A 20,882-nucleotide genomic window follows, 5' to 3' on the forward strand; every position below is an offset into this window, starting at 1 on the left:
CGGGGAAAAGAGGCTACCCCGCGAGGATCGCCTCGATCGCGCCGGTCACCTCTGCAATGTCGGCCATCCCGTCGACCCGGCGGACGATGCCCCGCGCCTCGTAGACCGGCAGTATCGGCGCGGTTTTGGCGCGATATTCTGCCATGCGGGTGCGCACGGTGTCCTCGTTGTCGTCGGGACGACGCTTGAATTCGGTGGACCCGCACTTGTCGCAGACGCCGGGGACCCGGGGCTGCTTGAATACGTCGTGGTAGCCTTCGCCGCAGGCGGCACAGGTGAAGCGACCGGTGATGCGCTCGACCAGCGCGTCCTCGTCAACCTCGAGCTCGATCACGTAGTCGAGACTACGGCCGTGGCCCGCAAGGATCTCGTCGAGCGAGTGCGCCTGCGCTTCCGTCCGTGGATAACCGTCGAAGATCGCACCGACGCTGTCGCCCATCGCGGTCAATTCGGCGTCGATGAGCTTGCTGACGATCTCGTCCGACACGAGTTCGCCGCGCTCCATCACCGCCTTCGCCTCGAGCCCGACGGGCGTGCCCGCCTTGACCGCCGCCCGCAGCATGTCACCGGTCGAAAGCTGGCGCATGCCGTGATGTTCGACGAGCCGCTGGGCCTGCGTGCCCTTGCCCGCCCCCGGCGGTCCCAACAGGATGATGTTCACGGCTCAATCCCCCGAGATCTGGTCGTTTAGCGCAGGCGGCCCTTCAGCTTCGCCTTCTTGATGAGGTCGCCGTACTGGTGCGCGAGCAGGTGCGACTGGATCTGGCTGATCGTATCGACCGTCACGTTGACGACGATGAGCAGGCTGGTGCCGCCCATGACCATCTGGATGCCAGTGCGGCTGAACATGTATTCGGGAATCACGCAGACCAGCGTCAGGTAGATGGCACCGATCACCGTGATGCGGGTCAGCACGTAGTCGAGATAGTCCTGCGTGCGCTTGCCCGGTCGGATGCCGGGAATGAACCCGCCGTTCTTCTTGAGGTTCTCGGCCGTTTCCTCCGGGTTAAAGACCACGGCGGTGTAGAAGAACGAGAAAAAGATGATGCCTGCAGCGTAGAGCGCGAGGTAGAGCGGCTGTCCGTGCTGCAGGTAGAAGTTCATCGTGTTGATGATGCCGCCCGCCCCGCTCTCGGGATCGATCGACTGGCCGGCGAACTGGCTGATCGTCAGCGGCAGCAACAGGAGCGAGCTGGCAAAGATCGGCGGAATCACGCCCGCGGTGTTGAGCTTCAGCGGCAGGTGGCTGCGATCCGCCTGCATCATGCCCTTGGCACTCGCCCGCTTGGGATACTGGATCAGCAGCCGGCGCTGGGCGCGCTCCATGAAGCAGATGAACAGCACCAGGCCGACGAGGATCAAGATGAGGCCGACGATCAGGAACCCGCTGATCGAACCCGACCGGGCCCCTTCGAATAGATTGGCGCCAAAGCTGGGGAACTGCGCGACGATCCCCGCCATGATGATCAGCGACACGCCGTTGCCGATCCCGCGGCTGGTGATCTGTTCGCCCAGCCAGAGGAGGAACATCGTGCCGCCGACAAGGCTGATGACCGCGGTGATTCGGAAGGTAAGCCCCGGGATGACGACCGCCTGCAGACCGCTCGAGGCACCGTACGCCTCGAGCCCGGAGGCAAGGAACCAGCCCTGAATCGCGCAGAGGAACACGGTGCCGTAGCGGGTGTACTGGTTGAGCTTCTGCCGGCCCGTCGCGCCTTCCTTTTTCAGCGCGGCCAGCGCTGGGTGGAGCGACGCGGCGAGCTGGATGACGATCGAGGCGGTGATGTAGGGCATCACGCCCAGAGCGATGAGGCTCATGCGCTCGAGGCTTCCGCCCGAGAAAGTGTTGAACAGGTCGAGAATCCCGCCGCGCGTCTGCTCGTAGAGCGATTCGAGGATAAGCGGGTTGACGCCCGGAAGCGGCACAAAGCTTAGGAAACGGAACACGACCAGCGCCGCGATCGTGAACCAAATTCGGTTCTTGAGCTCGGTGGCCTTGGAGAAGTTCGCGAGGCTGAGGCTGCTCGCGATGTTGTCGGCGCGTGATGCCATGGGATTACTCGAAAGGTCCTGTCTGTCGCACCGGTCCCTCCCGGCGATGGGAGGCTAGATAGGGAGCGCGGGGTGCGATGTCGAACCCCGCGCCACCATTTTTCGGTTTAGGAAGCCTTCTTGGCCTTGTTCGCCGCGGCGCGCTCGGCCTTCTTCTCGGCTTCGGGACGCGCAGCCTCGATGACCTCGACCTTGCCACCGGCCTTCTCGACCGCCTCGATGGCGCCCTTCGACGCGCCGGCGACCTTGAAGGTGACCTTGGAGGTCAGCTCACCCTTGCCCAGCAGACGCACGCCGTCCTTGGCGCCGCGAGCGAGCCCGGCAGCCTTCAGCGCGTCGTGATCGATCGTGCCCTTGGTGTCGAGCTTCTTGGCGTCGATGAACTTCTGGACCATGCCCAGGTTCACTTCGGCGAAATCCTTGCCGTTGGGGTTGTTGAAGCCGCGCTTCGGCAGGCGCATGTGAAGCGGCATCTGGCCGCCCTCGAAGCCCTTGACGGCAACGCCGGAACGCGCCTTCTGGCCCTTCTGGCCGCGGCCCGCAGTCTTGCCCTTGCCCGAACCGATGCCCCGGCCGACCCGCATCTTGCGGTGGCGGGCGCCTTCGTTGTCGCGGATGTCGTTCAGTTTCATGTCAGTGCACTCGCTTTCGCTTTTGTCGCGCTAGTTATACCCGCCCGGAAAGGACGGACGCGGCGGGAAGTCAGTCGACGATCTCGACCATGTGCGGCAGCTTGGCGATCGCGCCGCGAACTTCGGGAGTGTCCTCCAGTTCGACTTCGCGATGCATCTTGCCGAGTCCGAGACCGACCAGGATCTTCTTCTGGCTTTCCGGACGGCGGATCGGGCTGCCGATCTGCTTGAGCTTGATCTTCGCCATTTCGCTTACTCCGTGATCGCGGCGGCGTCGGCTTCCGCCTCCGCCTCGCTCGCGCCGCCCCGACCGAGGAGGTCGGCAACCTTCTTGCCGCGGCGCTGGGCGACCGACTTCGGCGAAGTCTGGTCCTGCAGCGCAGCAAAGGTCGCGCGGATCATGTTGTAGGGGTTGCTGGTGCCAACCGACTTGGTCACCACGTCGGCCACGCCCAGGCTCTCGAACACGGCGCGCATCGGACCGCCGGCGATGATGCCGGTACCCGCAGGCGCGCTGCGCACGGCGACCTTGCCGGCACCGAAGCGGCCCTTGCCGTCGTGGTGCAGGGTGCGGCCTTCCTTGAGCGGAACGCGGATCATCTTCTTCTTGGCGGCAGCGGTCGCCTTGGTGATGGCCTCGGGCACTTCGCGCGCCTTGCCATGACCGAATCCGACCCGGCCCGAACCGTCGCCCACGACGACCAGCGCCGCGAAGCCGAACCGCTTGCCGCCCTTCACCGTCTTCGAGACGCGGTTGATGTGAACCAGCTTCTCGATGATGCCGTCGTCTTCTTCCTCGCGGCGGTTGTCGCGACGGTCGCCACGGCCACGGCCACGGCCACCACCATCGCGCCCACCGCGGCCACCACGGTCGCCTCCACGGGCCCCGCGGCCACGCGGCTGAACCGGGTCGCCGCTTTCCTGGCTCTGAGTCTCGGCCGCTTCCGACGGGGTGTCGGCGATCGCCGGCTGCTCGAGCTTGACCGAGTTTTCGGTCTCGGCCGTCGCTTCGTTGGTGTTGTTTTCGTCAGCCATCATCAGAACTCCAGCCCGCCTTCGCGGGCGGCGTCGGCCAGCGCTTTCACGCGACCATGGAACAGGAACCCGCCGCGGTCGAACACGACGGTCGATACACCCGCCTTCTTGGCGGCGGCGGCGATGTCCTTGCCGACCTGCGCAGCGGCATCGACATTGGCACCGCTGGACTTGCCGCCCAGCGTGCTGGCAGCGGCAACGGTCTTGCCCTGCGCATCATCGATGATCTGCGCATAGATGTGCTTGCCGGTGCGGTGCACCGACAGGCGCGGACGGTCGCCTGCACGGCTCTTGATCGCGGTGCGCACGCGGCGGCGGCGGCGCTCGAAAAGAGAAAGCTTGGCCATCTTACTTCTTCTTCCCTTCCTTACGGAAGATGTACTCGCCGCGATAGGCGATGCCCTTGCCCTTGTACGGCTCGGGCTTGCGCCAGCGGCGGATTTCGGCGGCGAACTGGCCAACGGCCTGCTTGTCGATCCCCGACACTTCGACCGTGGTCTGGTCAGGGGTCTTCACCTCGAGGCCCTCCGGCACGTCGAGGTCGACGTCGTGACTGTAGCCGAGCTGAAGCTTGAGCTTCTTGCCCTGCGCCTGCGCGCGGTAGCCGACGCCCTTGATGAGAAGCGTCTTGGTGAAACCTTCAGTCACGCCTTCAACCAGGTTCGAGACCAGCGTCCGCTGCATTCCCCAGAAGTTACGGGCAGTGCGCGTGTCGTTGGCCGGCTTGATCGAGATCGCGCCGTCTTCGAGCGTGTAGGTGACGTTGTCCGACAGGCCCATCGACAGGGTGCCCTTGGGCCCCTTCACGGTGAGCGTGCCGTCGTTGATGTCGGCGGTAACCCCGCTTGGGATCACGACCGGCTTCTTGCCGATGCGGCTCATCAGAACACCTCCGCCAGCACTTCGCCGCCGACGTTCTGCGAGCGGGCTTCCGCGTCGGAAAGCACGCCCTTGGGCGTCGAGACGATGGTGATGCCAAGGCCGTTGCGAACCACCGGGAGTTCCTTCGAACCCGAGTAGACGCGGCGGCCAGGCTTGGAGACGCGGGCCACGTGCTTGATCGCGGGCTCGCCTTCGAAATACTTCAGTTCGATCCGCAGCTGCGGGTGCTTGCCCGAAGCGTCGTCGCTGTAGCCACGGATGTAGCCTTCGCGCTGGAGCACTTCGAGGACGTTCGCACGCAGCTTGCTCGCCGGCGTCAGGACGGAGTCCTTCTTCGCCTGCTGGCCGTTGCGGATGCGGGTGAGCATGTCACCCAGGGGATCGGTCATAGCCATCGGTCAGTTCCTCACCAGCTCGACTTCGTGAGACCGGGGATCATGCCCTTGTTGCCAAGGTCCCGGAGCTCGACGCGGCAGAGGCCGAACTTGCGGTAGTAGCCGCGCGGGCGGCCGGTCGTGGAGCAGCGGTTGCGGATCCGGGTCGGATTCGCATTGCGCGGGATCTCGGCCATCTTGAGCCGGGCAATCAGGCGCTCGCCGTCATCCTTCGACTCGTCGTCGGCAATGGCCTTCAGCCGGGCGTACTTGCCGGCGTACTTCTTCACGAGCTTCTTGCGCCGCTCGTTCTTGTTGATGGAACTCAGTTTCGCCATGGACTTAAGCTCTCTTCCTCAATTCTGGGTCACGCCGCGGCCTGCTGCTCTTCAGCAGCTTCTTCGCGCGGGAACGGGAAACCGAACAGGCGCAGCAGCTCGCGCGCCTCGTCGTCGGTCTTCGCAGTGGTGGTGACGATGATGTCCATACCCCGGACCTTCTCGATCTTGTCGTACGAGATTTCCGGGAAGATGATCTGCTCCTTCAGGCCCATCGCGTAGTTGCCGCGCCCGTCGAAGCTCTTCGGGTTCAATCCGCGGAAGTCGCGGATGCGCGGCATGGCGATGGTCACCAGGCGGTCGAGGAATTCGTACATCCGCTCGCGGCGCAGGGTAACCTTCGCACCGATCGGCATGCCTTCGCGCAGCTTGAACTGTGCGATCGACTTCTTGGCCTTGGTAATGACCGGCTTCTGGCCGGCGATGAGGGCCATTTCCTCGGCAGCGGTCTGGACCTTCTTCTTGTCCTGGCTCGCCTCGCCCACGCCCATGTTGAGTGTGATCTTCTCGATCCGGGGCACTTCGAGCGGATTCTTGTAGCCGAACTTCTCCGTCATCGCCTTCACGATTTCGGCTTCGTACTTGGCCTTCAGACGCGGCGTGTAGCTCTTGTCAGCCATCGATCGTCTCCCCGGACTTGACGGCGACGCGGACCTTGCGGCCGTCCTTGTTCGTCTCGAACCGGACGCGGGTCGGCTTGCCGTCCTTGGGATCGGCGAGCGCCACCTTCGAAATGTGCAGCGGAGCCGGCGTGCGGTCGATGCCGCCTTGCGGGTTCGTCTGCGTGGGCTTGCGGTGACGGACGATCACGTTGATCCCGTCGACCAGGACCTTGGCGTCCTTCGGCATCACGGCCTGGACGGTGCCGGTGCGACCCTTGTCCTTGCCCGAGAGCACGACAACGCTGTCGCCCTTCTTGATCTTCGCGCCAGCCATCACAGCACCTCCGGTGCGAGCGAGATGATCTTCATGAAGCCGCGCCCACGCAGTTCGCGCACGACGGGGCCGAAGATACGGGTGCCGATCGGCTCCTCGTTCTTGTTCACGAGCACCGCGGCGTTGCTGTCGAAGCGAATCACGCTGCCGTCGGGACGGCGAACGTCCTTCTTGGTGCGCACGATTACTGCGCGGTGGACGTCGCCCTTCTTGACGCGGGTGCGCGGCTGCGCCTCCTTGACGGACACGACGATGACGTCGCCGACGCCGGCAGTCCGGCGCTTCGAGCCGCCCAGTACCTTGATGCACTGGACGCGCTTGGCGCCGCTGTTGTCCGCGACGTCGAGATTGGATTGCATCTGGATCATCGATCCGTTTCCTTCTCGTTCGGCTTGCCGGAACCAGTCCGGCAGTTCCTCAAACTAATCAGTTGCTGACGGCTTCGACGTCGAGGTCGGCTTCCACCGCCTGCACGCCGCCCGCCACGACCCGGTCCTTCACGGTCCAGGTCTTGGTCTTCGAAATCGGGCGGGTCTCCTCGATCCGCACGACGTCACCCGGGTGGTACTCGTTGCCCTCGTCATGGGCGTGGTACTTTTTCGAACGACGGATGATCTTGCCGTAGAGCGGGTGCTTAACCTTGCGCTCGACCAGCACGGTCACGGTCTTGTCGGTCTTGTCGGAAACGACGGTCCCGGTGAGGATACGCTTGGGCATATCGCTTGTCCTTACTTCGCTTCGGCCGAGCGGGTGCGCTCGTTCTGCAGCGTCTTGATGCGGGCGATGTCACGACGCACCTCGCGGATGCGCGCAGGGCGCTCCAGCTGGTTGGTCGCGGCCTGGAACCGCAGGTTGAACGCCTCGCGCTTGAGGTCGACGAGCTGCTCGGAGAGTTGGTCGTCGGTCTTCGTGCGCATGTCGGCGGCCTTCGCATTGCCGACGTCGGCCTTGGCGGGCTTCTTGGTTGCAGCCTTTGCCATCATTCGGCTCCCAGGTGGCTGGTGTCACCCAGGCGGGCGACGACCTTGGTCTTGATCGGCAGCTTCATCGCCGCGCGGCTGAACGCCTCGGCCGCGAGCGGGCCGGGAACGCCGTCGAGCTCGAACAGGATCCGGCCCGGCTTCACGCGAGCGGCCCAGTATTCGACCGAACCCTTGCCCTTGCCCTGACGGACCTCGGCAGGCTTCTTCGACACCGGCACGTCGGGAAACACGCGGATCCACAGGCGTCCCTGACGCTTGATGTGGCGCGTGATCGCACGGCGCGCGGCCTCGATCTGACGGGCAGTGACCCGCTCGGGTTCGAGCGCCTTGAGGCCGTACGAGCCGAAGTTCAAGTCGGTCCCGCCCTTGGCGTCGCCCTTGATCCGGCCCTTGAAGGCCTTGCGGAACTTGGTCTTTTTCGGTTGCAGCATTGCTCTTGCTCTACCTTAGCGCCGGTCGCCGGCGGGGCGGACGCCCGAAGTCTGGGCCTCCATCATCAGCCGGTCCTGCGCGGTCGGATCGTGGCCAAGGATCTCGCCCTTGAAGATCCACACCTTGATGCCGATCACGCCATAGGCGGTCAGCGCCTCGGCCTCGGCGTAGTCGACGTTGGCGCGCAGCGTGTGCAGCGGCACGCGGCCTTCGCGGTACTGTTCGACGCGGGCGATCTCGGCACCGCCGAGGCGGCCGCCGCACATCACCTTGATGCCTTCGGCACCCAGCCGCATCGCGGACTGCATCGCGCGCTTCATCGCCCGGCGGAACGCCACGCGGCGGACCAGCTGGTCAGCGATGCCCTGGGCGACGAGCTTGGCGTCGATCTCCGGCTTGCGGATCTCGACGATGTTCAGCTTCACTTCGCTTTCGGTCATCGTCGCGAGCTTGGCGCGAAGCTTCTCGATGTCGGCGCCCTTCTTGCCGATGATGACGCCCGGACGAGCGGCATAGATCGACACGCGGCAAAGCTTTGCCGGACGCTCGATGACGACCTTGGAGATCGCCGCCTGCGGCAGGTTGTCGACGATGTACTTGCGGATCTCGATGTCCTCGCTGAGCAGCTTGGCATAGTCGCGCCCTTCGGCGTACCAGCGGCTGTCCCAGGTCCGGTTGATCTGCAGGCGCAGGCCGATCGGGTTGCTCTTGTGACCCATGAGTTAGGCCTCCTCGCTTTCGCGAACCACGATCCGCAGCCGGCTGAACGGCTTGAGGATGCGGGTCGATTTGCCGCGTCCACGCGTGTGGAAGCGCTTCATGGTGACCGACTTGCCGACCGACGCCTCGGCGACGACGAGCGCGTCGACGTCGAGGTTGTGGTTGTTCTCGGCATTGGCGATCGCGCTCGCGAGCACCTTCGATGCATCGCGCGCCATCGCCTTCTTCGAGAAGGCGAGGATGTTCATCGCCTCTTCGGCCTTCTTGCCGCGGATCAGGCCGGCAACGAGGTTGAGCTTCTGCGCCGAACCACGGATCGTGGTGCCGACGGCCAGCGCCTCGTTGTCGCCCACGCGGCGGGGAGCTTTTGCCTTGCCCATCAGCGCTTGCCCTTCTTGTCGGCGGCGTGTCCGGGGAAGCTGCGCGTGGGCGCGAACTCGCCGAGCTTGTGACCGACCATGTCTTCATTGACGGAGACCGGAATGAACTTCTGGCCATTGTAGACGCTGAACGTGAGACCGACGAACTGCGGCAGGATCGTCGAACGACGCGACCAGGTCTTGATCGCACCGCGCGCGCTCTTCTCCTGCGCGTCCTCGGCCTTCTTCAGCAGGTGGAGGTCGACGAACGGACCTTTCCAGACGGAACGAGCCATCTCGATTACCTCTTCTTCTTGGCGTGACGCGAACGGATAATCATCTTGTCCGTCGCCTTGTTGTGACGCGTGCGGGCGCCCTTGGTCGGCTTGCCCCACGGAGTGACCGGGTGGCGGCCGCCCGAGGTACGGCCTTCGCCGCCGCCGTGCGGGTGATCGACCGGGTTCTTCGCAACGCCGCGGGTCAGCGGACGCTTGCCCTTCCAGCGGGTGCGGCCGGCCTTGGCGAAGTTCTGGTTCTGGTTGTCGGGGTTCGACACCGCGCCCACCGTGCCCATGCAGTCAGCCCGCAGGTAACGCTGCTCGCCGCTGTTGAGGCGCACGATCACCATGCCGCGGTCGCGACCGACGATCTGCACGTAGGTACCCGCCGAACGGGCGATCTGGCCGCCCTTGCCCGGCTTCATCTCGACGTTGTGGCAGATCGTGCCGACCGGCATCTGGCCGAGCAGCATCGCGTTGCCCGGCTTGGTGTCCACCTTTTCGCCCGCGACGACCTGGTCACCGACCGCGAGGCGCTGCGGCGCGAGGATGTAGGCGAGTTCGCCGTCCTCGTACTTCACCAGCGCGATGAACGCGGTGCGGTTGGGATCGTACTCCATCCGCTCGACGGTGGCCGGCATGTCCCACTTGCGACGCTTGAAGTCGATGTAGCGGTACTTCTGCTTGTGGCCGCCGGCGATCCCGCGCGACGTCACGTGGCCCTTGTTGTTGCGTCCGCCGGTCTTGCGCTTGCCTTCGGTCAGCGCCTTGACCGGCTTGCCCTTGTGAAGGGCGGACTTGTCGACCAGGATCAGGCCGCGACGGGCCGGGCTGGTCGGCTTGTAGTTCTTGAGTGCCATGACCTCAGATCCCGCTCGTGACGTCGATCGAGTCCTGGCCCTCGGCCAGCGTCACGATCGCCTTCTTCATGTCGGTGCGCGTGTAGGGCTTGCCCTTCCAGCGCTTCGTCTTGCCCTTGACGACGATGGTGTTCACCTTCGCCACCTTGCGATCGTAGATGGCCTCGACGGCCTCCTTGATCTGGCTCTTGGTCGCATCGCCGGCGACCTTGAACACAACCGCGTTGTGCTCGCTCGCCAGGGTCGACTTCTCGGTGATGTGCGGTGCGACGATCACGTCGTAGTGACGCGCATCGACCTGCTTCGCTGCCTTAGCCATTGAAACGGGCCTCCAGCTTCTCGACAGCGGCCTTGGTCAGGACCAGCGTGTCGTGCTTCAGGATGTCGTAGACGTTCGCGCCCACCGCCGGCAGGACGTTCACGCCCGGCAGGTTGCCCGCGGCCTTCGCGAACGAACCCTCGACCGCGTCGCCGTCGATCACGAGGACCTTGCCGTTCCAGCCGTTCTTGCCGAACTGGCTGGCGAGCGCCTTGGTCTTGGCATCCTTGAGCTCGAGGCTGTCGACGATCACCAGACCATCCTTCGCCTTGCTCGAAAGCGCCATCTTCATGCCGAGCGCGCGGATCTTCTTGTTCAGCGAGATGTTGAAATCGCGCTTCTTGGCACCGTGCGCCTTGCCGCCGCCGATGAAGATCGGGGCAGCGCGATCGCCGTGACGAGCCGTGCCGCCACCCTTCTGGCGGCCGAACTTCTTGCCAGTACGCGCAACGTCGCTGCGCTCGCGGGTCGGACGGGCGGTCGCACGGCGATTCCACAGCTGCCACGTAACGACGCGGTGCAGGATGTCCTGCCGCGGCTCGACACCGAACACGGCATCGTTCAGCTCGATGTCGCCCGAGGCCTTGCCGTCGAGTTTCTGGACCTTCACCTTCACGGCTCAGCCCTCCTTGTTTTCGTCCGAGCCGGCGGCGTCGCCGTTCTCGGGGGTTTCGCCGACGGCCGGGGTCGTCTCGTCACCGGCACCGGCCTGCTGCTCCTTGAGAAGCTGCGCCTGGTGCTCGGCATCGACCTGCGGGTTCACTTCGTGCTCGGCCGCGCTTTCGACCATGCCCGCGGTCGCTTCCTCGTGCTCGGGAGCCGTGCTCTTCTTCTCGAGGATCGCGCCGGGAAACGGCAGCCCCTCGGGAGCGGCGAGCTTGACGGCATCGCGAACGAGCAACCAGCCGTTCTTCGAGCCCGGGACCGAGCCCTTCACGAAGAGCAGGCCGCGGGTCGCGTCGGTGCGCACGATCTCGAGGTTCTGCTGGGTGCGCTGACGGTCGCCCATGTGGCCGGCCATCTTCTTGTTCTTGAACACGCGGCCCGGATCCTGGCGGTTGCCGGTCGAACCGTGCGAACGGTGCGAGAGCGAAACACCGTGCGTCGCGCGAAGGCCGCCGAAGCCCCAGCGCTTCATCGCGCCCGCAAAGCCCTTGCCCTGCGTGTGGCCGGTGATGTCGACCTTCTGCCCGGCGACGAAATGTTCGGCAGAGATGGTCGAGCCGACGGGGATCAGCCCGTCCTCGCCATCGACGCGGAATTCCGCGACGCGCATCTTCAGACCGACGTCGGCCTTGGCGAAAGCTTCGCGCTGCGGCTTGTTGACGTTCTTGTGCTTGGCCTCGCCCGCGCCGAGCTGGACGGCAAAATAGCCGTCACGGTCGGAAGTGCGGTGCGAAACGACCTGGCAATCTTCCAGCGACAGGACGGTCACGGGAACGTGACGCCCGTCCTCCTGGAACAGGCGGGTCATCCCGACTTTCTTTGCGATCACGCCGGAGCGCATGATCCGTTCTCCTTACAGAGGCACCGGAGACCATCCCCGGTGCGTGCTCGGCCCAGATTGTCATGCATCGCCCCGTCCGGGCCAAAGTGCCCCCTCCGCGATGGAGGAAGCGAGACGGGGGACGCTGCCCGACGACGTGCCGGAGGTATCCCTTGTCCGCGAGGCCTTGCGGCCCCGCATCGAGATCAAGCCAGCTTGATCTCGACGTTCACGCCCGCGGCGAGGTCGAGCTTCATCAGCGCGTCCACGGTCTGGGCGTTGGGCTGCACGATATCGAGCAGCCGCTTGTAGGTGCGCACCTCGAACTGCTCGCGCGACTTCTTGTCGATGTGCGGGCCGCGGTTCACGGTGAACTTCTCGATGCGCGTCGGAAGAGGAATGGGGCCCCGGATCAGCGCGCCGGTACGGCGGGCGGTGTCCGCGATCTCGCCGGTTGCCTGGTCGAGTACGCGGTGATCAAACGCCTTGAGGCGAATGCGGATGTTCTGGGCTTCCATGTCCTACTACCGATGCGAAAGAGCCAAGCGAGCCGTCGCCGTTTCCGGTTTCGACCCGCAAAAAAAGAAAGGCCCGACCCGCTTGAGTCCGGTTCCCCGGAACGGGCGACCTTCCCTGAATTCGTAAGTCCGGAGACGAATCTCCGTCTGTGGGCGGGCCTATACGGATGACGCCGGGTCCATGCAACCCCCAGAATCGAGGTAATAGCGCTGGCGAGCAACAATCCGTCGAGGCTGGGCGACAGCTCGCCCTCCCCCCAAGGAAAGGGCCCGGCCCTCACGGGGAGGACCGGGCCCGAACCTGCTCAGATCGCCAAGCTTACTTGGTGATCTTCGAGACGACGCCCGAGCCGACGGTGCGGCCACCTTCGCGGATCGCGAAGCGCAGGCCTTCGTCCATGGCAATCGGGGCGATCAGCTTCACGCCGATCGTCACGTTGTCGCCCGGCATGACCATCTCGGTGCCCTCGGGGAGGACGACTTCGCCGGTCACGTCGGTGGTGCGGAAGTAGAACTGCGGGCGGTAGTTGGCGAAGAACGGCGTGTGACGGCCGCCTTCGTCCTTCGACAGCACGTAGACCTCGGCTTCGAAGTCGGTGTGCGGCGTAACCGAACCCGGCTTGGCCAGAACCTGGCCGCGCTCGACGTCTTCACGGCCGATGCCGCGGATCAGCGCGCCGATGTTGTCGCCCGCTTCGCCGCGATCGAGCAGCTTGCGGAACATCTCGACGCCGGTAACCGTGGTCTTCTGCGTGTCGCGGATGCCGACGATCTCGACTTCGTCACCGACATTGACGACGCCCGATTCGACACGGCCGGTCACGACGGTGCCGCGGCCCGAGATCGAGAACACGTCTTCGATCGGCATCAGGAACGGCTTGTCGACCGGACGCTCCGGCTGCGGAATGTACTCGTCGACCGCCTTCATGAGTTCCATGATCGAGTTGGCGCCGATCTCGTCGTCGCGGCCCTCGAGGGCGGCCAGCGCCGAACCCTTGACGATCGGAATGTTGTCGCCGTCGAAGTCGTACGAGCTGAGCAGCTCGCGCACTTCCAGCTCGACGAGCTCGAGGATTTCCTCGTCGTCGACCTGGTCGACCTTGTTCATGTACACGACCAGCGCCGGCACGCCGACCTGACGGGCAAGCAGGATGTGCTCGCGGGTCTGGGGCATCGGGCCGTCGGCGGCGTTCACGACCAGGATCGCGCCGTCCATCTGGGCGGCACCGGTGATCATGTTCTTCACGTAGTCGGCGTGGCCCGGGCAGTCGACGTGGGCGTAGTGACGCGCGTCGGTCTCGTACTCGACGTGTGCGGTCGAGATGGTGATGCCGCGCTCACGCTCTTCGGGCGCCTTGTCGATGTTTGCGAAATCGACCGGCGCGCCGAGCACCTTGGTGATTGCCGCCGTCAGCGTGGTCTTGCCGTGGTCGACGTGACCGATGGTGCCGATGTTGCAGTGCGGCTTGTTCCGCTGGAATTTTTCCTTAGCCATTGTGACTCTCTAACCTCTGTCTGAAATTGAATTTCACCAAGCCTGCGGGCGGCACCCGGTGAATCAGGCGCCGCCCCTAGACGCTCGCCCTTTCTTAGGCAAGCTTCTCCTTGACCTCGGCCGCGACGTTCGCCGGGACCTCGTCGTAGTGGCTGAACTGCATCGTGTACTGGGCACGGCCCTGGGTGAACGAGCGCAGTTCGTTGACGTACCCGAACATGTTCGCGAGCGGCACGAAAGCCTCGACCGCCTGCGCGTTGCCGCGGGTGTCGGTGCCCTGGATCTGGCCGCGGCGGCTGTTGAGGTCGCCGATGACGTCGCCGAGGTAATCCTCGGGGGTCACGACCTCGACCTTCATGATCGGCTCGAGCAGCTTGATCCCCGCCTTCTGCGCGACTTCGCGCATCGCGCCGCGACCGGCGATCTCGAACGCGATCGCGCTCGAGTCGACGTCGTGATACGCACCGTCATAGAGCTCGACGGTGAAGTCGATGATCGGGAAGCCCACCAGGTAGCCGCTCTCGGCCTGCTCGCGCAGACCCTTCTCGATCGCCGGGATGTACTCCTTCGGGATGTTGCCGCCCTTGATGTTGTCCTCGAAGACGAAGCCCTGGCCGCGCTCGCCCGGCGTGACCTTGATCTTCACGCGGCCAAACTGGCCCGAACCACCCGACTGCTTCTTGTGAGTGTAATCCACGTCCACCGGCTTCGCGAGATACTCGCGGTACGCCACCTGCGGCGCGCCGACGTTGGCCTCGACCTTGAACTCGCGCTTCATGCGATCGACGAGAATGTCGAGGTGAAGCTCGCCCATACCCTTGATAATCGTCTGGCCGCTCTCGTGATCGGTCGACACGCGGAAGGACGGGTCCTCCTGCGCAAGGCGATTGAGCGCGATGCCCATCTTTTCCTGGTCGGCCTTGGTCTTGGGTTCCACCGACAGCTCGATGACCGGCTCGGGGAATTCCATGCGCTCGAGGATGATCGGCTTGGCCGGATCGCAGAGGGTATCACCGGTGGTGGTGTCCTTCATGCCTGCCAGCGCAACGATGTCGCCGGCGAATGCCTCTTCGATGTCCTCGCGGTTATTCGAATGCATCAGCAGCATGCGGCCGATCTTTTCCTTCTTGTCCTTCACCGAGTTCAGGACCTGGCCCTTCGAGAGCTTGCCCGAATAGATGCGGGTGAAGGTGAGGCTGCCGACGAACGGGTCGTTCATGATCTTGAACGCCAGCGCCGAGAACGGCGCGTCGTCCGACGACGGGCGCGTTTCCTCGGTGTCGGTGTCAGGCAGCACGCCCTTGATCGCCGGCACGTCGAGCGGGCTCGGCATGTAGTCGACGACCGCGTCGAGCAGGGGCTGGACGCCCTTGTTCTTGAACGCCGAACCGCAGGTGACCGGCACGAAGTCGCGCGCCATGGTGCCCTTGCGGATGAGCCGCTTGATCGTCGCCACGTCGGGCATTTCGCCTTCGAGATAGGCTTCCATGACATCGTCGTCCTGCTCGACGACGGTCTCGATCAGCTTCTCGCGGTACTCGGCGGCCTTGTCGGCCATGTCCTCGGGGATGTCGACGTATTCGAACTCGGCGCCGAGGCTCTCGTCCTTCCAGACGATGCCGCGGTTGTTGACGAGGTCGACGACGCCCTTGAGGCTGCTTTCCATGCCGATCGGCAGGTACAGCACCAGCGGCACCGCGCCGAGGCGGTCGATGATCGACTGGACGCAGTAGTAGAAGTCGGCGCCGGTGCGATCGAGCTTGTTGATGAAGCACATCCGCGGGACGCCGTACTTGTCGGCCTGACGCCAGACGGTTTCGGACTGCGGTTCCACGCCCGCGACGCCGTCGAACACCGCGACCGCGCCGTCGAGGACGCGCAGCGAGCGTTCCACCTCGATGGTGAAGTCGACGTGCCCGGGGGTGTCGATGATGTTGATGCGGTGCTTTTCACCCTTGCCGTCGTCGGCCGACCAGAAGGTCGTGGTCGCCGCCGAGGTGATGGTGATGCCGCGTTCCTGCTCCTGCTCCATCCAGTCCATGGTGGCGGCGCCGTCATGGACTTCGCCGATCTTGTAGGACTTGCCGGTGTAGTAGAGGATGCGTTCGGTGGTGGTGGTCTTGCCGGCATCGATGTGCGCCATGATGCCGATGTTGCGATAGCGCTCCAGCGGATATTCGCGGGCCATTTGAAATTCCTCGGGTAGTCAGGGGGCCGCTCCGCCAAGGAGCGCGCCCCCCATGTAGGTACTTACCAGCGGTAGTGCGAGAAGGCGCGGTTCGCGTCCGCCATGCGGTGCGTGTCCTCGCGCTTCTTGACCGCGTTGCCGCGGTTGTTGGCGGCGTCCATCAGCTCGCCGGAGAGGCGGGCGGCCATGGTGGTCTCCGCACGGCCGCGGGCGGCGGTGATGAGCCAGCGGATGGCGAGCGCCTGGGCGCGCTCGGGGCGGACCTCGACCGGGACCTGGTAGGTCGCACCGCCGACGCGGCGCGAACGCACCTCGATCTGCGGCTTGATGTTCTCGAGCGCGGTGTGGAACACCTCGATCGGGTTGGCCTTCGCACGGCTCTCGACCGTGTCGAGCGCGCCGTAGACGATGCTCTCGGCGACGGACTTCTTACCGTCGAGCATCAGGTTGTTCATGAACTTGGACAGCACCTGATCTCCGAACTTCGGATCAGGCAGAATTTCCCGCTTCTCGGGACGACGACGACGTGACATTTTCTTGAACTCCTTCGGAGTTGTGGCGGCTCCGGCCCATCTCCCCCGCCCAACCACCCGATGATCACCCGATACGGTATCGGGTGGTTGGGCGGGGGAGACGGGCTGGTACCGAGGTCAGGCCGGACGGCCTGACCGCACCCCACAAAAGCTTCTTACTTCGGGCGCTTGGCGCCGTACTTCGAGCGGCTCTGCTTGCGGTCCTTGACGCCCTGGGTGTCGAGCACGCCGCGCAGCACGTGGTAGCGCACGCCGGGAAGGTCGCGCACGCGCCCGCCGCGGATGAGGACCACGGAGTGCTCCTGCAGGTTGTGCCCTTCGCCCGGGATGTACGAGATGACCTCGCGGCTGTTGGTCAGGCGGACCTTGGCCACCTTGCGCAGCGCCGAGTTCGGCTTCTTCGGGGTCGTCGTGTAGACGCGGGTGCAGACGCCGCGCTTCTGCGGGTTCTGCTCCATCGCAGGGACCTTGGACTTGGCCTTCTGCGGAACGCGGCCCTTGCGGACCAGCTGGTTGATCGTCGGCATTAAGACTTTCTCTCTTCACCTGTTTGACCGTGCGCGCGCGGTGCGCGCCCGGGGCGCCCCTTCCGGGCGGAAAACCGGTGCCCACTTTTCCTGAAGGGGCGCGGCTCTACCCAGCGAGGGCTGGCGACACACGGCCACGAGGGGAGAGAAAAAGGGGTCGTGCGCAGGATGGGCCCACTCGCAAGCGAGTTGCCGCAACCACAGCACGAGCCTGAAACACTCCACCCATGCCCAAGGACACCGGGTTACTTTGACGGCTGCCCCGAAGCGCATCCCCGAAGGATCGCCTCAATAGAAAAGAGCCTTATCGCAACAGCGACAGGCCCCCGGGACATGACCGGCAATGTTCAGCTCTATCTGCCCGAGGATGGTCGGAACCGTCCCTGGATGGGCGCGCCCCTACGCGGATTCGCTTCCCCGGTCAATATCGCCCTCGCCCGTCCCTACGCGAGGTGCCTTTGGGAGGCGCCTTTTTGCGTCGCTGGATGACCGGCTCCTTCCATGCCAGCGGCAACAGAGGCTGGTAAAGCCTCCTAAGACATCGCCTCGGCCCTGAACCATTCGTCGGCCTCGAGATTGGTTTCAGCAATTTCGCGCCGAAGCCGATCCACTGTTTCGTCGTACTCTTCCATCTTGGCGATGAAGGCTTCCTGCTCTGCTATCGTCGGCAAGGGAATGCGCGCTTTTTCCAGTCGTCCCTTGCTTGAGGTTTGCCCCTTAGCGGCCTTCCGTGCCCCAGGCATCGGAATGCGAGGAAGGACGTAATAGAGGAATTTCGGCAATATCCGTCCGTCTTTAGGGATGATCGCCGCGATTGCTTCATTGGTATACATAGGCGCTCCGGTGATCGCGACCTTGCCAAGCGAAAGCTTGAAACTGAGCAGGACGGTCCCGGCCCCAATCAACTTCACGCTTGAGTTTTCGACGCCGGCGTTAGTGAGGCGCTCTTCTGTCTCATGAAGGACGGCGCCTTCACATGCCGTCATGTCCCCAATCTTCGCGAAGAGGTGCTCACCACCGTAATAGTCCCGCCTCGAGGTATCGGGCGTTCCCCCGATAACAATGTCGCACACTCCCTCTTGGCCACCGAGTTGCACCCATTCGGGGTTGCTAAACTGATCTCGAAACTCGTCGATCGTCAGCTTGAAGCCATGCTCCCGGATCGTGTCGATCCCGACCGAAAATGAGCGGTCGGAGTTGCCACGTTCGGACCAAAGCTGCCTCAGCAGAGGGAGATCGTTTTCCTTAGCGGCGCGGCGCCCAGTCTTTCTCGTACTCTTCTCGAAACCGTCGTTGATGACATCGAAAAACCAAACCGACTTAGTGGGCTTGCCCTTTTTGAAGATCAGGAGGCTGGTCGGTTGTCCGGTGTACGGGCGGAAGACATACTCATGGAGGCTCACCACCGCCTCAAGTTCGCAGCTTTCCAGCAGCCGCTTCCGCACGCGCACATTCGGCGCGGCCTCGTCGAAAAGGACGCCCTCCGGGACAACAACACCAGCGCGACCGCCGGGCTTCAGCGCATCGATGATAAGTTGCAGGAAGACTGGGTTGGCGTTGTCCGTCTCGTACCCGTACAGACCAGCGTAATCAGTTTTCTGTGAGAATGGAAAGTTAGCCAAGACAACGTCGTATTCCTCCTTCAGAGGCTTCGACAGGCTGTCCATCTGAACGATGTTGTTATGACCATCACCGATGATGATCATATTCATCTTTGCTACCTTGGCCGTCGCTGTGATCTCCCGCCCGAAGATCGTGTCTTCCTTGAGGAAGCGCAGGTTTTCAGGCGTGTTCTTCACCTTGCCCTTAACATGCCGAAAAGCCTGAATAAGGAAGCCGCCCGTCCCGCAGGTCGGGTCGTAAATGGTTTCCTCGAAGAGCGGGTCCACCAGATCCACCGCTAGCTTTACGATATGCCGCGGAGTAAAATACTCTCCAAGATCGTTGCCGACTGAAATGGAGTTTTTCAGAAAATACTCGAAGGCATCGCCCTTGATGTCGGATTCGGTGTTCAGCAGGTGAAGCTTCGATAGGCGATCAACGATCTGCTTAAGCGTCTTCGGCGTTGTGATGGCCAGCTTGGTCTGGAACACGTCGCTGGTATGATTATAGTTGCGGACCAGGCGCGGAAGTACTGTGTCGTTGATGTAGTCGAGCATCTCCTGAGCGGGTTTGTCCTTGAACGCATCCCAGCAATAGCGCTTCTCGAGGATGCGCTCCTCACCGTTGGCTTCTCGGTCTTCCTCAATTTCACTGATTAGCTTGAGGAAGAGCAAGTTGGAAAATTCAGTGAACCGCTCCAACCCCTCTCGCAGGCCCTCTTTGCGCAGAAGATCATTCGCAGCGCCAAAGGCGTTGATCAGTTCCTGCTTCGTGTGGCGAACGACCTCAGGTGTTCTGATGGTCGAGCCTTGGTCTAAAAAGCGTAGAACGTCGCGCTCAGACAGCAGCGTCGTAATATCTTCGCCGTCAATCTGGAGTCTACGCCCGTCGCGCAAATCGTGGGCCTCAACGAAGGACCCGTCTGCGACGAACACGAGGTCCACGCCGAGCGGCGTGGCGTACAGATCAATCGCTTGCTTCAGAGCATCTACGAGGCTTTGACCGGGCCGCTTGGCTTCGATGATCGCAATGGGGTCATCGGTTCCGCTCTGATAAAGAACGTAGTCGGGATGTGCGCCCTTCAGACCGGCTTTCTGCGCCTTGGTTTTGGGCCGCTCCGTGAAAACGTTGCATTCGGCCGACTGCTCATCGAAGTCCCAACCGAGGTTCTCCAGCAGCGCGTCTAGGCGCTAGCGGGTTGCGGATTCTAGCGGAGTAGTAAGATCGCCCATGGCCCAACCTTTAGATTTGGGCGACTATTTATAGGCATCTTGGGGCGATGAAAACCCCCTTCAAAACTTTCTCTGTCCTACGCGCCCTCAATCCGCCTAGCTGGCGATATGCGCTGCCCCACATTCCCTGTGCTCCCTCAACACGTGCAGGTTGTCGCCGAAATAAAGCGCGTTGGTCATCGCGTCCCCCTCGCCGCCGTTCTAACGAACCGGATTCGGCTCGCAACCAAATGATTTTCCTACACGCCTCAAATCTGCAACCTACCCGCGGGCCATGAGAGTCCTTTGTTTACGCCCTCAAACGCCGGGCGCAGCGCCTCCGCGCTGCTTGGCTTTCGGCCTAACCGGCCGGCGCGCGTTGGCGCTTGCGGGGTGCTGGTCGCACCCCGATCCACCGTCCGCCAGCGATGTCGCTCTATGACCCAACCCACCCGCGCCACGCCGCGCCAAGCGACTTCCGCCGTCGCCTATGCCCCCGCGCCCGAGCCGGACGAGGACGATCCGCTGCTCGGCTTTGCGCCGTTTCTCCACCCCGCCCCGCGCCGCAACTCGATCACGCCCGCGCTGCAGCGGCGGTTCGTCGCCACGCTCGCGGCGACGGGGATCGTCTCCCAGGCCGCGCGGTCGATCGGCAAGTCGATGGAGGCGCTCTACAAGCTGCGGCACCGGCCCGGCGCGGAAGGGTTCGCGGCCGCGTGGGACGCGGCGCTGGAACGCGGGGTGCAGCGGCTGGAGGACTGCGCGCTCGAACGCGCATTGAAGGGCACCTCCACCCCCATCGTCTCGGGCGGGGAAATCCTCGGCTGGTGGGACAAGCCCGACAACGCGCTGCTGCGCTTTCTCATGCAATACCGGATGCCGGCGCGCTACGGCGTGCAGCAGATCCGGCCCGGCCACCCGGTCTACGAAGGCATCAAGGCCGAGGTCCTGGCCGAGGACGCCGCGGCGCGCGCCTATGACGAGGACGCGGTGATCGATTCGCTCTGCGCCAAGCTCGAACTGATGGCCGAGCGCCAGCGCATCGCGAAGGCGGAAGGCTGGCTGGGCGACGACGGATCGCCGGGCGCGGACTACTGAGGAGGCGCGCGATTAGGCGTTTTC

General features: G+C 64.0%; 29 protein-coding genes. 1 reads left to right on the top strand and 28 read right to left on the bottom strand.

The genetic code is table 11. The annotated features are described in order from the left end of the window. Positions 1 to 13: 13 nt before the first annotated feature. From N0B51_RS09030 to N0B51_RS09165, 28 genes are all read right to left on the bottom strand, one after another. The gene (locus tag N0B51_RS09030; protein ID WP_259961996.1) at positions 14 to 661 is read right to left on the bottom strand and encodes an adenylate kinase; all 648 of its coding nucleotides are present in this window, start codon (positions 659 to 661) and stop codon (positions 14 to 16) included. Between the two features lie 26 nt (positions 662 to 687). After that, on the bottom strand, positions 688 to 2,052 hold the full coding sequence (gene secY / locus N0B51_RS09035) for a preprotein translocase subunit SecY (RefSeq protein ID WP_259961997.1): 1,365 nt from the start codon (positions 2,050 to 2,052) through the stop codon (positions 688 to 690). Positions 2,053 to 2,159: 107 nt separating this feature from the next. Continuing rightward, entirely contained in the window at positions 2,160 to 2,684 is a 525-nt protein-coding gene (gene rplO / locus N0B51_RS09040; protein WP_259961998.1) for a 50S ribosomal protein L15, read from the bottom strand. Positions 2,685 to 2,754: 70 nt separating this feature from the next. Continuing rightward, a complete protein-coding gene (gene rpmD, locus N0B51_RS09045) occupies positions 2,755 to 2,931 on the bottom strand; it encodes a 50S ribosomal protein L30 (protein WP_120715959.1) in 177 nt (58 codons plus the stop codon). Positions 2,932 to 2,936: 5 nt separating this feature from the next. Next, positions 2,937 to 3,719, bottom strand: a complete 783-nt coding sequence (gene rpsE, locus N0B51_RS09050) for a 30S ribosomal protein S5 (RefSeq protein WP_375545954.1) — start codon at positions 3,717 to 3,719, stop codon at positions 2,937 to 2,939. A 2-nt stretch (positions 3,720 to 3,721) separates the two neighbouring features. Next, entirely contained in the window at positions 3,722 to 4,066 is a 345-nt protein-coding gene (rplR, locus tag N0B51_RS09055; RefSeq protein ID WP_259962001.1) for a 50S ribosomal protein L18, read from the bottom strand. Position 4,067: 1 nt separating this feature from the next. Continuing rightward, the gene (rplF, locus tag N0B51_RS09060; protein WP_259962002.1) at positions 4,068 to 4,601 is read right to left on the bottom strand and encodes a 50S ribosomal protein L6; all 534 of its coding nucleotides are present in this window, start codon (positions 4,599 to 4,601) and stop codon (positions 4,068 to 4,070) included. Further along, a complete protein-coding gene (gene rpsH / locus N0B51_RS09065) occupies positions 4,601 to 4,996 on the bottom strand; it encodes a 30S ribosomal protein S8 (protein ID WP_259962003.1) in 396 nt (131 codons plus the stop codon). The genes rplF and rpsH overlap by 1 nt, the downstream gene beginning before the upstream one ends. A gap of 11 nt (positions 4,997 to 5,007) precedes the next feature. Then, positions 5,008 to 5,313: a 30S ribosomal protein S14 gene (rpsN, locus tag N0B51_RS09070; protein ID WP_259962004.1), complete on the bottom strand. Its 306-nt coding sequence runs from the start codon at positions 5,311 to 5,313 to the stop codon at positions 5,008 to 5,010. 29 nt (positions 5,314 to 5,342) lie between these two features. Then, positions 5,343 to 5,933 carry a 50S ribosomal protein L5 gene (gene rplE / locus N0B51_RS09075; protein ID WP_259962005.1) on the bottom strand — a complete coding sequence of 197 codons (591 nt, stop codon included), beginning with the start codon at positions 5,931 to 5,933 and terminating at the stop codon, positions 5,343 to 5,345. After that, positions 5,926 to 6,249 (bottom strand): 50S ribosomal protein L24, encoded by a 324-nt coding sequence (gene rplX, locus N0B51_RS09080; protein WP_259962006.1) that lies wholly within the window; start codon positions 6,247 to 6,249, stop codon positions 5,926 to 5,928. The genes rplE and rplX overlap by 8 nt, the downstream gene beginning before the upstream one ends. Continuing rightward, complete coding sequence (rplN, locus tag N0B51_RS09085; RefSeq protein ID WP_057884052.1) at positions 6,249 to 6,617, bottom strand: 50S ribosomal protein L14; 369 nt, start codon at positions 6,615 to 6,617, stop codon at positions 6,249 to 6,251. The genes rplX and rplN overlap by 1 nt, the downstream gene beginning before the upstream one ends. A gap of 58 nt (positions 6,618 to 6,675) precedes the next feature. Beyond that, positions 6,676 to 6,966 (bottom strand): 30S ribosomal protein S17, encoded by a 291-nt coding sequence (gene rpsQ / locus N0B51_RS09090; protein WP_259962007.1) that lies wholly within the window; start codon positions 6,964 to 6,966, stop codon positions 6,676 to 6,678. Between the two features lie 11 nt (positions 6,967 to 6,977). Next, the gene (gene rpmC / locus N0B51_RS09095) at positions 6,978 to 7,229 is read right to left on the bottom strand and encodes a 50S ribosomal protein L29 (RefSeq protein ID WP_311201833.1); all 252 of its coding nucleotides are present in this window, start codon (positions 7,227 to 7,229) and stop codon (positions 6,978 to 6,980) included. Beyond that, positions 7,229 to 7,663: a 50S ribosomal protein L16 gene (gene rplP, locus N0B51_RS09100; protein ID WP_259962008.1), complete on the bottom strand. Its 435-nt coding sequence runs from the start codon at positions 7,661 to 7,663 to the stop codon at positions 7,229 to 7,231. Before rplP ends, rpmC begins: the two co-directional genes overlap by 1 nt. Positions 7,664 to 7,678: 15 nt before the next feature. Next, positions 7,679 to 8,383, bottom strand: a complete 705-nt coding sequence (gene rpsC, locus N0B51_RS09105; protein WP_259962009.1) for a 30S ribosomal protein S3 — start codon at positions 8,381 to 8,383, stop codon at positions 7,679 to 7,681. Between the two features lie 3 nt (positions 8,384 to 8,386). Then, positions 8,387 to 8,764, bottom strand: coding sequence for a 50S ribosomal protein L22 (gene rplV / locus N0B51_RS09110; RefSeq protein WP_259962010.1), 378 nt, complete (start codon positions 8,762 to 8,764; stop codon positions 8,387 to 8,389). Next, a complete protein-coding gene (rpsS, locus tag N0B51_RS09115) occupies positions 8,764 to 9,039 on the bottom strand; it encodes a 30S ribosomal protein S19 (RefSeq protein ID WP_057884058.1) in 276 nt (91 codons plus the stop codon). Before rpsS ends, rplV begins: the two co-directional genes overlap by 1 nt. Before the next feature lie 5 nt (positions 9,040 to 9,044). Beyond that, the gene (rplB, locus tag N0B51_RS09120) at positions 9,045 to 9,881 is read right to left on the bottom strand and encodes a 50S ribosomal protein L2 (protein WP_259962011.1); all 837 of its coding nucleotides are present in this window, start codon (positions 9,879 to 9,881) and stop codon (positions 9,045 to 9,047) included. Between the two features lie 4 nt (positions 9,882 to 9,885). Further along, positions 9,886 to 10,200, bottom strand: a complete 315-nt coding sequence (locus N0B51_RS09125; RefSeq protein ID WP_259962012.1) for a 50S ribosomal protein L23 — start codon at positions 10,198 to 10,200, stop codon at positions 9,886 to 9,888. Next, positions 10,193 to 10,816 (bottom strand): 50S ribosomal protein L4, encoded by a 624-nt coding sequence (rplD, locus tag N0B51_RS09130; RefSeq protein ID WP_259962014.1) that lies wholly within the window; start codon positions 10,814 to 10,816, stop codon positions 10,193 to 10,195. Before rplD ends, N0B51_RS09125 begins: the two co-directional genes overlap by 8 nt. A gap of 3 nt (positions 10,817 to 10,819) precedes the next feature. Beyond that, on the bottom strand, positions 10,820 to 11,707 hold the full coding sequence (rplC, locus tag N0B51_RS09135) for a 50S ribosomal protein L3 (RefSeq protein ID WP_259962015.1): 888 nt from the start codon (positions 11,705 to 11,707) through the stop codon (positions 10,820 to 10,822). Positions 11,708 to 11,892: 185 nt separating this feature from the next. Continuing rightward, on the bottom strand, positions 11,893 to 12,204 hold the full coding sequence (gene rpsJ, locus N0B51_RS09140) for a 30S ribosomal protein S10 (RefSeq protein ID WP_034905023.1): 312 nt from the start codon (positions 12,202 to 12,204) through the stop codon (positions 11,893 to 11,895). Positions 12,205 to 12,523: 319 nt separating this feature from the next. Continuing rightward, complete coding sequence (gene tuf, locus N0B51_RS09145; protein ID WP_259962018.1) at positions 12,524 to 13,699, bottom strand: elongation factor Tu; 1,176 nt, start codon at positions 13,697 to 13,699, stop codon at positions 12,524 to 12,526. 94 nt (positions 13,700 to 13,793) lie between these two features. Beyond that, positions 13,794 to 15,887 carry an elongation factor G gene (fusA, locus tag N0B51_RS09150; RefSeq protein WP_259962019.1) on the bottom strand — a complete coding sequence of 698 codons (2,094 nt, stop codon included), beginning with the start codon at positions 15,885 to 15,887 and terminating at the stop codon, positions 13,794 to 13,796. Between the two features lie 62 nt (positions 15,888 to 15,949). Further along, positions 15,950 to 16,420, bottom strand: a complete 471-nt coding sequence (gene rpsG, locus N0B51_RS09155; protein WP_067677472.1) for a 30S ribosomal protein S7 — start codon at positions 16,418 to 16,420, stop codon at positions 15,950 to 15,952. Between the two features lie 155 nt (positions 16,421 to 16,575). Further along, positions 16,576 to 16,947: a 30S ribosomal protein S12 gene (gene rpsL, locus N0B51_RS09160; RefSeq protein WP_259962020.1), complete on the bottom strand. Its 372-nt coding sequence runs from the start codon at positions 16,945 to 16,947 to the stop codon at positions 16,576 to 16,578. Positions 16,948 to 17,480: 533 nt separating this feature from the next. Beyond that, complete coding sequence (locus N0B51_RS09165; RefSeq protein WP_259962021.1) at positions 17,481 to 19,493, bottom strand: N-6 DNA methylase; 2,013 nt, start codon at positions 19,491 to 19,493, stop codon at positions 17,481 to 17,483. 705 nt (positions 19,494 to 20,198) lie between these two features. Here N0B51_RS09165 and N0B51_RS09170 point away from each other — a divergent pair. Further along, on the top strand, positions 20,199 to 20,858 hold the full coding sequence (locus tag N0B51_RS09170; protein ID WP_259962022.1) for a hypothetical protein: 660 nt from the start codon (positions 20,199 to 20,201) through the stop codon (positions 20,856 to 20,858). Positions 20,859 to 20,882 lie beyond the last annotated feature (24 nt).

This window comes from Tsuneonella litorea, assembly GCF_025154015.1.
In the GTDB taxonomy this organism is placed as follows: Bacteria; Pseudomonadota; Alphaproteobacteria; order Sphingomonadales; family Sphingomonadaceae; genus Tsuneonella; species Tsuneonella litorea.

What these genes read in the sequence shown, in the direction of transcription:
- secY (WP_259961997.1), bottom strand. Translation starts at nt 2,052, where the DNA reads ATGGCATCACGCGCCGACAACATCGCGAGCAGCCTCAGCCTCGCGAAC.
- rplO (WP_259961998.1), bottom strand. Translation starts at nt 2,684, where the DNA reads ATGAAACTGAACGACATCCGCGACAACGAAGGCGCCCGCCACCGCAAG.
- rpmD (WP_120715959.1), bottom strand. Translation starts at nt 2,931, where the DNA reads ATGGCGAAGATCAAGCTCAAGCAGATCGGCAGCCCGATCCGCCGTCCG.
- rpsE (WP_375545954.1), bottom strand. Translation starts at nt 3,719, where the DNA reads ATGGCTGACGAAAACAACACCAACGAAGCGACGGCCGAGACCGAAAAC.
- rplR (WP_259962001.1), bottom strand. Translation starts at nt 4,066, where the DNA reads ATGGCCAAGCTTTCTCTTTTCGAGCGCCGCCGCCGCCGCGTGCGCACC.
- rplF (WP_259962002.1), bottom strand. Translation starts at nt 4,601, where the DNA reads ATGAGCCGCATCGGCAAGAAGCCGGTCGTGATCCCAAGCGGGGTTACC.
- rpsH (WP_259962003.1), bottom strand. Translation starts at nt 4,996, where the DNA reads ATGGCTATGACCGATCCCCTGGGTGACATGCTCACCCGCATCCGCAAC.
- rpsN (WP_259962004.1), bottom strand. Translation starts at nt 5,313, where the DNA reads ATGGCGAAACTGAGTTCCATCAACAAGAACGAGCGGCGCAAGAAGCTC.
- rplE (WP_259962005.1), bottom strand. Translation starts at nt 5,933, where the DNA reads ATGGCTGACAAGAGCTACACGCCGCGTCTGAAGGCCAAGTACGAAGCC.
- rplX (WP_259962006.1), bottom strand. Translation starts at nt 6,249, where the DNA reads ATGGCTGGCGCGAAGATCAAGAAGGGCGACAGCGTTGTCGTGCTCTCG.
- rplN (WP_057884052.1), bottom strand. Translation starts at nt 6,617, where the DNA reads ATGATCCAGATGCAATCCAATCTCGACGTCGCGGACAACAGCGGCGCC.
- rpsQ (WP_259962007.1), bottom strand. Translation starts at nt 6,966, where the DNA reads ATGCCCAAGCGTATCCTCACCGGGACCGTCGTTTCCGACAAGACCGAC.
- rpmC (WP_311201833.1), bottom strand. Translation starts at nt 7,229, where the DNA reads ATGGCAAAGGCTGCAACCAAGAAGCCCGCCAAGGCCGACGTCGGCAAT.
- rplP (WP_259962008.1), bottom strand. Translation starts at nt 7,663, where the DNA reads ATGCTGCAACCGAAAAAGACCAAGTTCCGCAAGGCCTTCAAGGGCCGG.
- rpsC (WP_259962009.1), bottom strand. Translation starts at nt 8,383, where the DNA reads ATGGGTCACAAGAGCAACCCGATCGGCCTGCGCCTGCAGATCAACCGG.
- rplV (WP_259962010.1), bottom strand. Translation starts at nt 8,764, where the DNA reads ATGGGCAAGGCAAAAGCTCCCCGCCGCGTGGGCGACAACGAGGCGCTG.
- rpsS (WP_057884058.1), bottom strand. Translation starts at nt 9,039, where the DNA reads ATGGCTCGTTCCGTCTGGAAAGGTCCGTTCGTCGACCTCCACCTGCTG.
- rplB (WP_259962011.1), bottom strand. Translation starts at nt 9,881, where the DNA reads ATGGCACTCAAGAACTACAAGCCGACCAGCCCGGCCCGTCGCGGCCTG.
- N0B51_RS09125 (WP_259962012.1), bottom strand. Translation starts at nt 10,200, where the DNA reads ATGGCTAAGGCAGCGAAGCAGGTCGATGCGCGTCACTACGACGTGATC.
- rplC (WP_259962015.1), bottom strand. Translation starts at nt 11,707, where the DNA reads ATGCGCTCCGGCGTGATCGCAAAGAAAGTCGGGATGACCCGCCTGTTC.
- rpsJ (WP_034905023.1), bottom strand. Translation starts at nt 12,204, where the DNA reads ATGGAAGCCCAGAACATCCGCATTCGCCTCAAGGCGTTTGATCACCGC.
- tuf (WP_259962018.1), bottom strand. Translation starts at nt 13,699, where the DNA reads ATGGCTAAGGAAAAATTCCAGCGGAACAAGCCGCACTGCAACATCGGC.
- fusA (WP_259962019.1), bottom strand. Translation starts at nt 15,887, where the DNA reads ATGGCCCGCGAATATCCGCTGGAGCGCTATCGCAACATCGGCATCATG.
- rpsG (WP_067677472.1), bottom strand. Translation starts at nt 16,420, where the DNA reads ATGTCACGTCGTCGTCGTCCCGAGAAGCGGGAAATTCTGCCTGATCCG.
- rpsL (WP_259962020.1), bottom strand. Translation starts at nt 16,947, where the DNA reads ATGCCGACGATCAACCAGCTGGTCCGCAAGGGCCGCGTTCCGCAGAAG.
- N0B51_RS09170 (WP_259962022.1), top strand. Translation starts at nt 20,199, where the DNA reads ATGACCCAACCCACCCGCGCCACGCCGCGCCAAGCGACTTCCGCCGTC.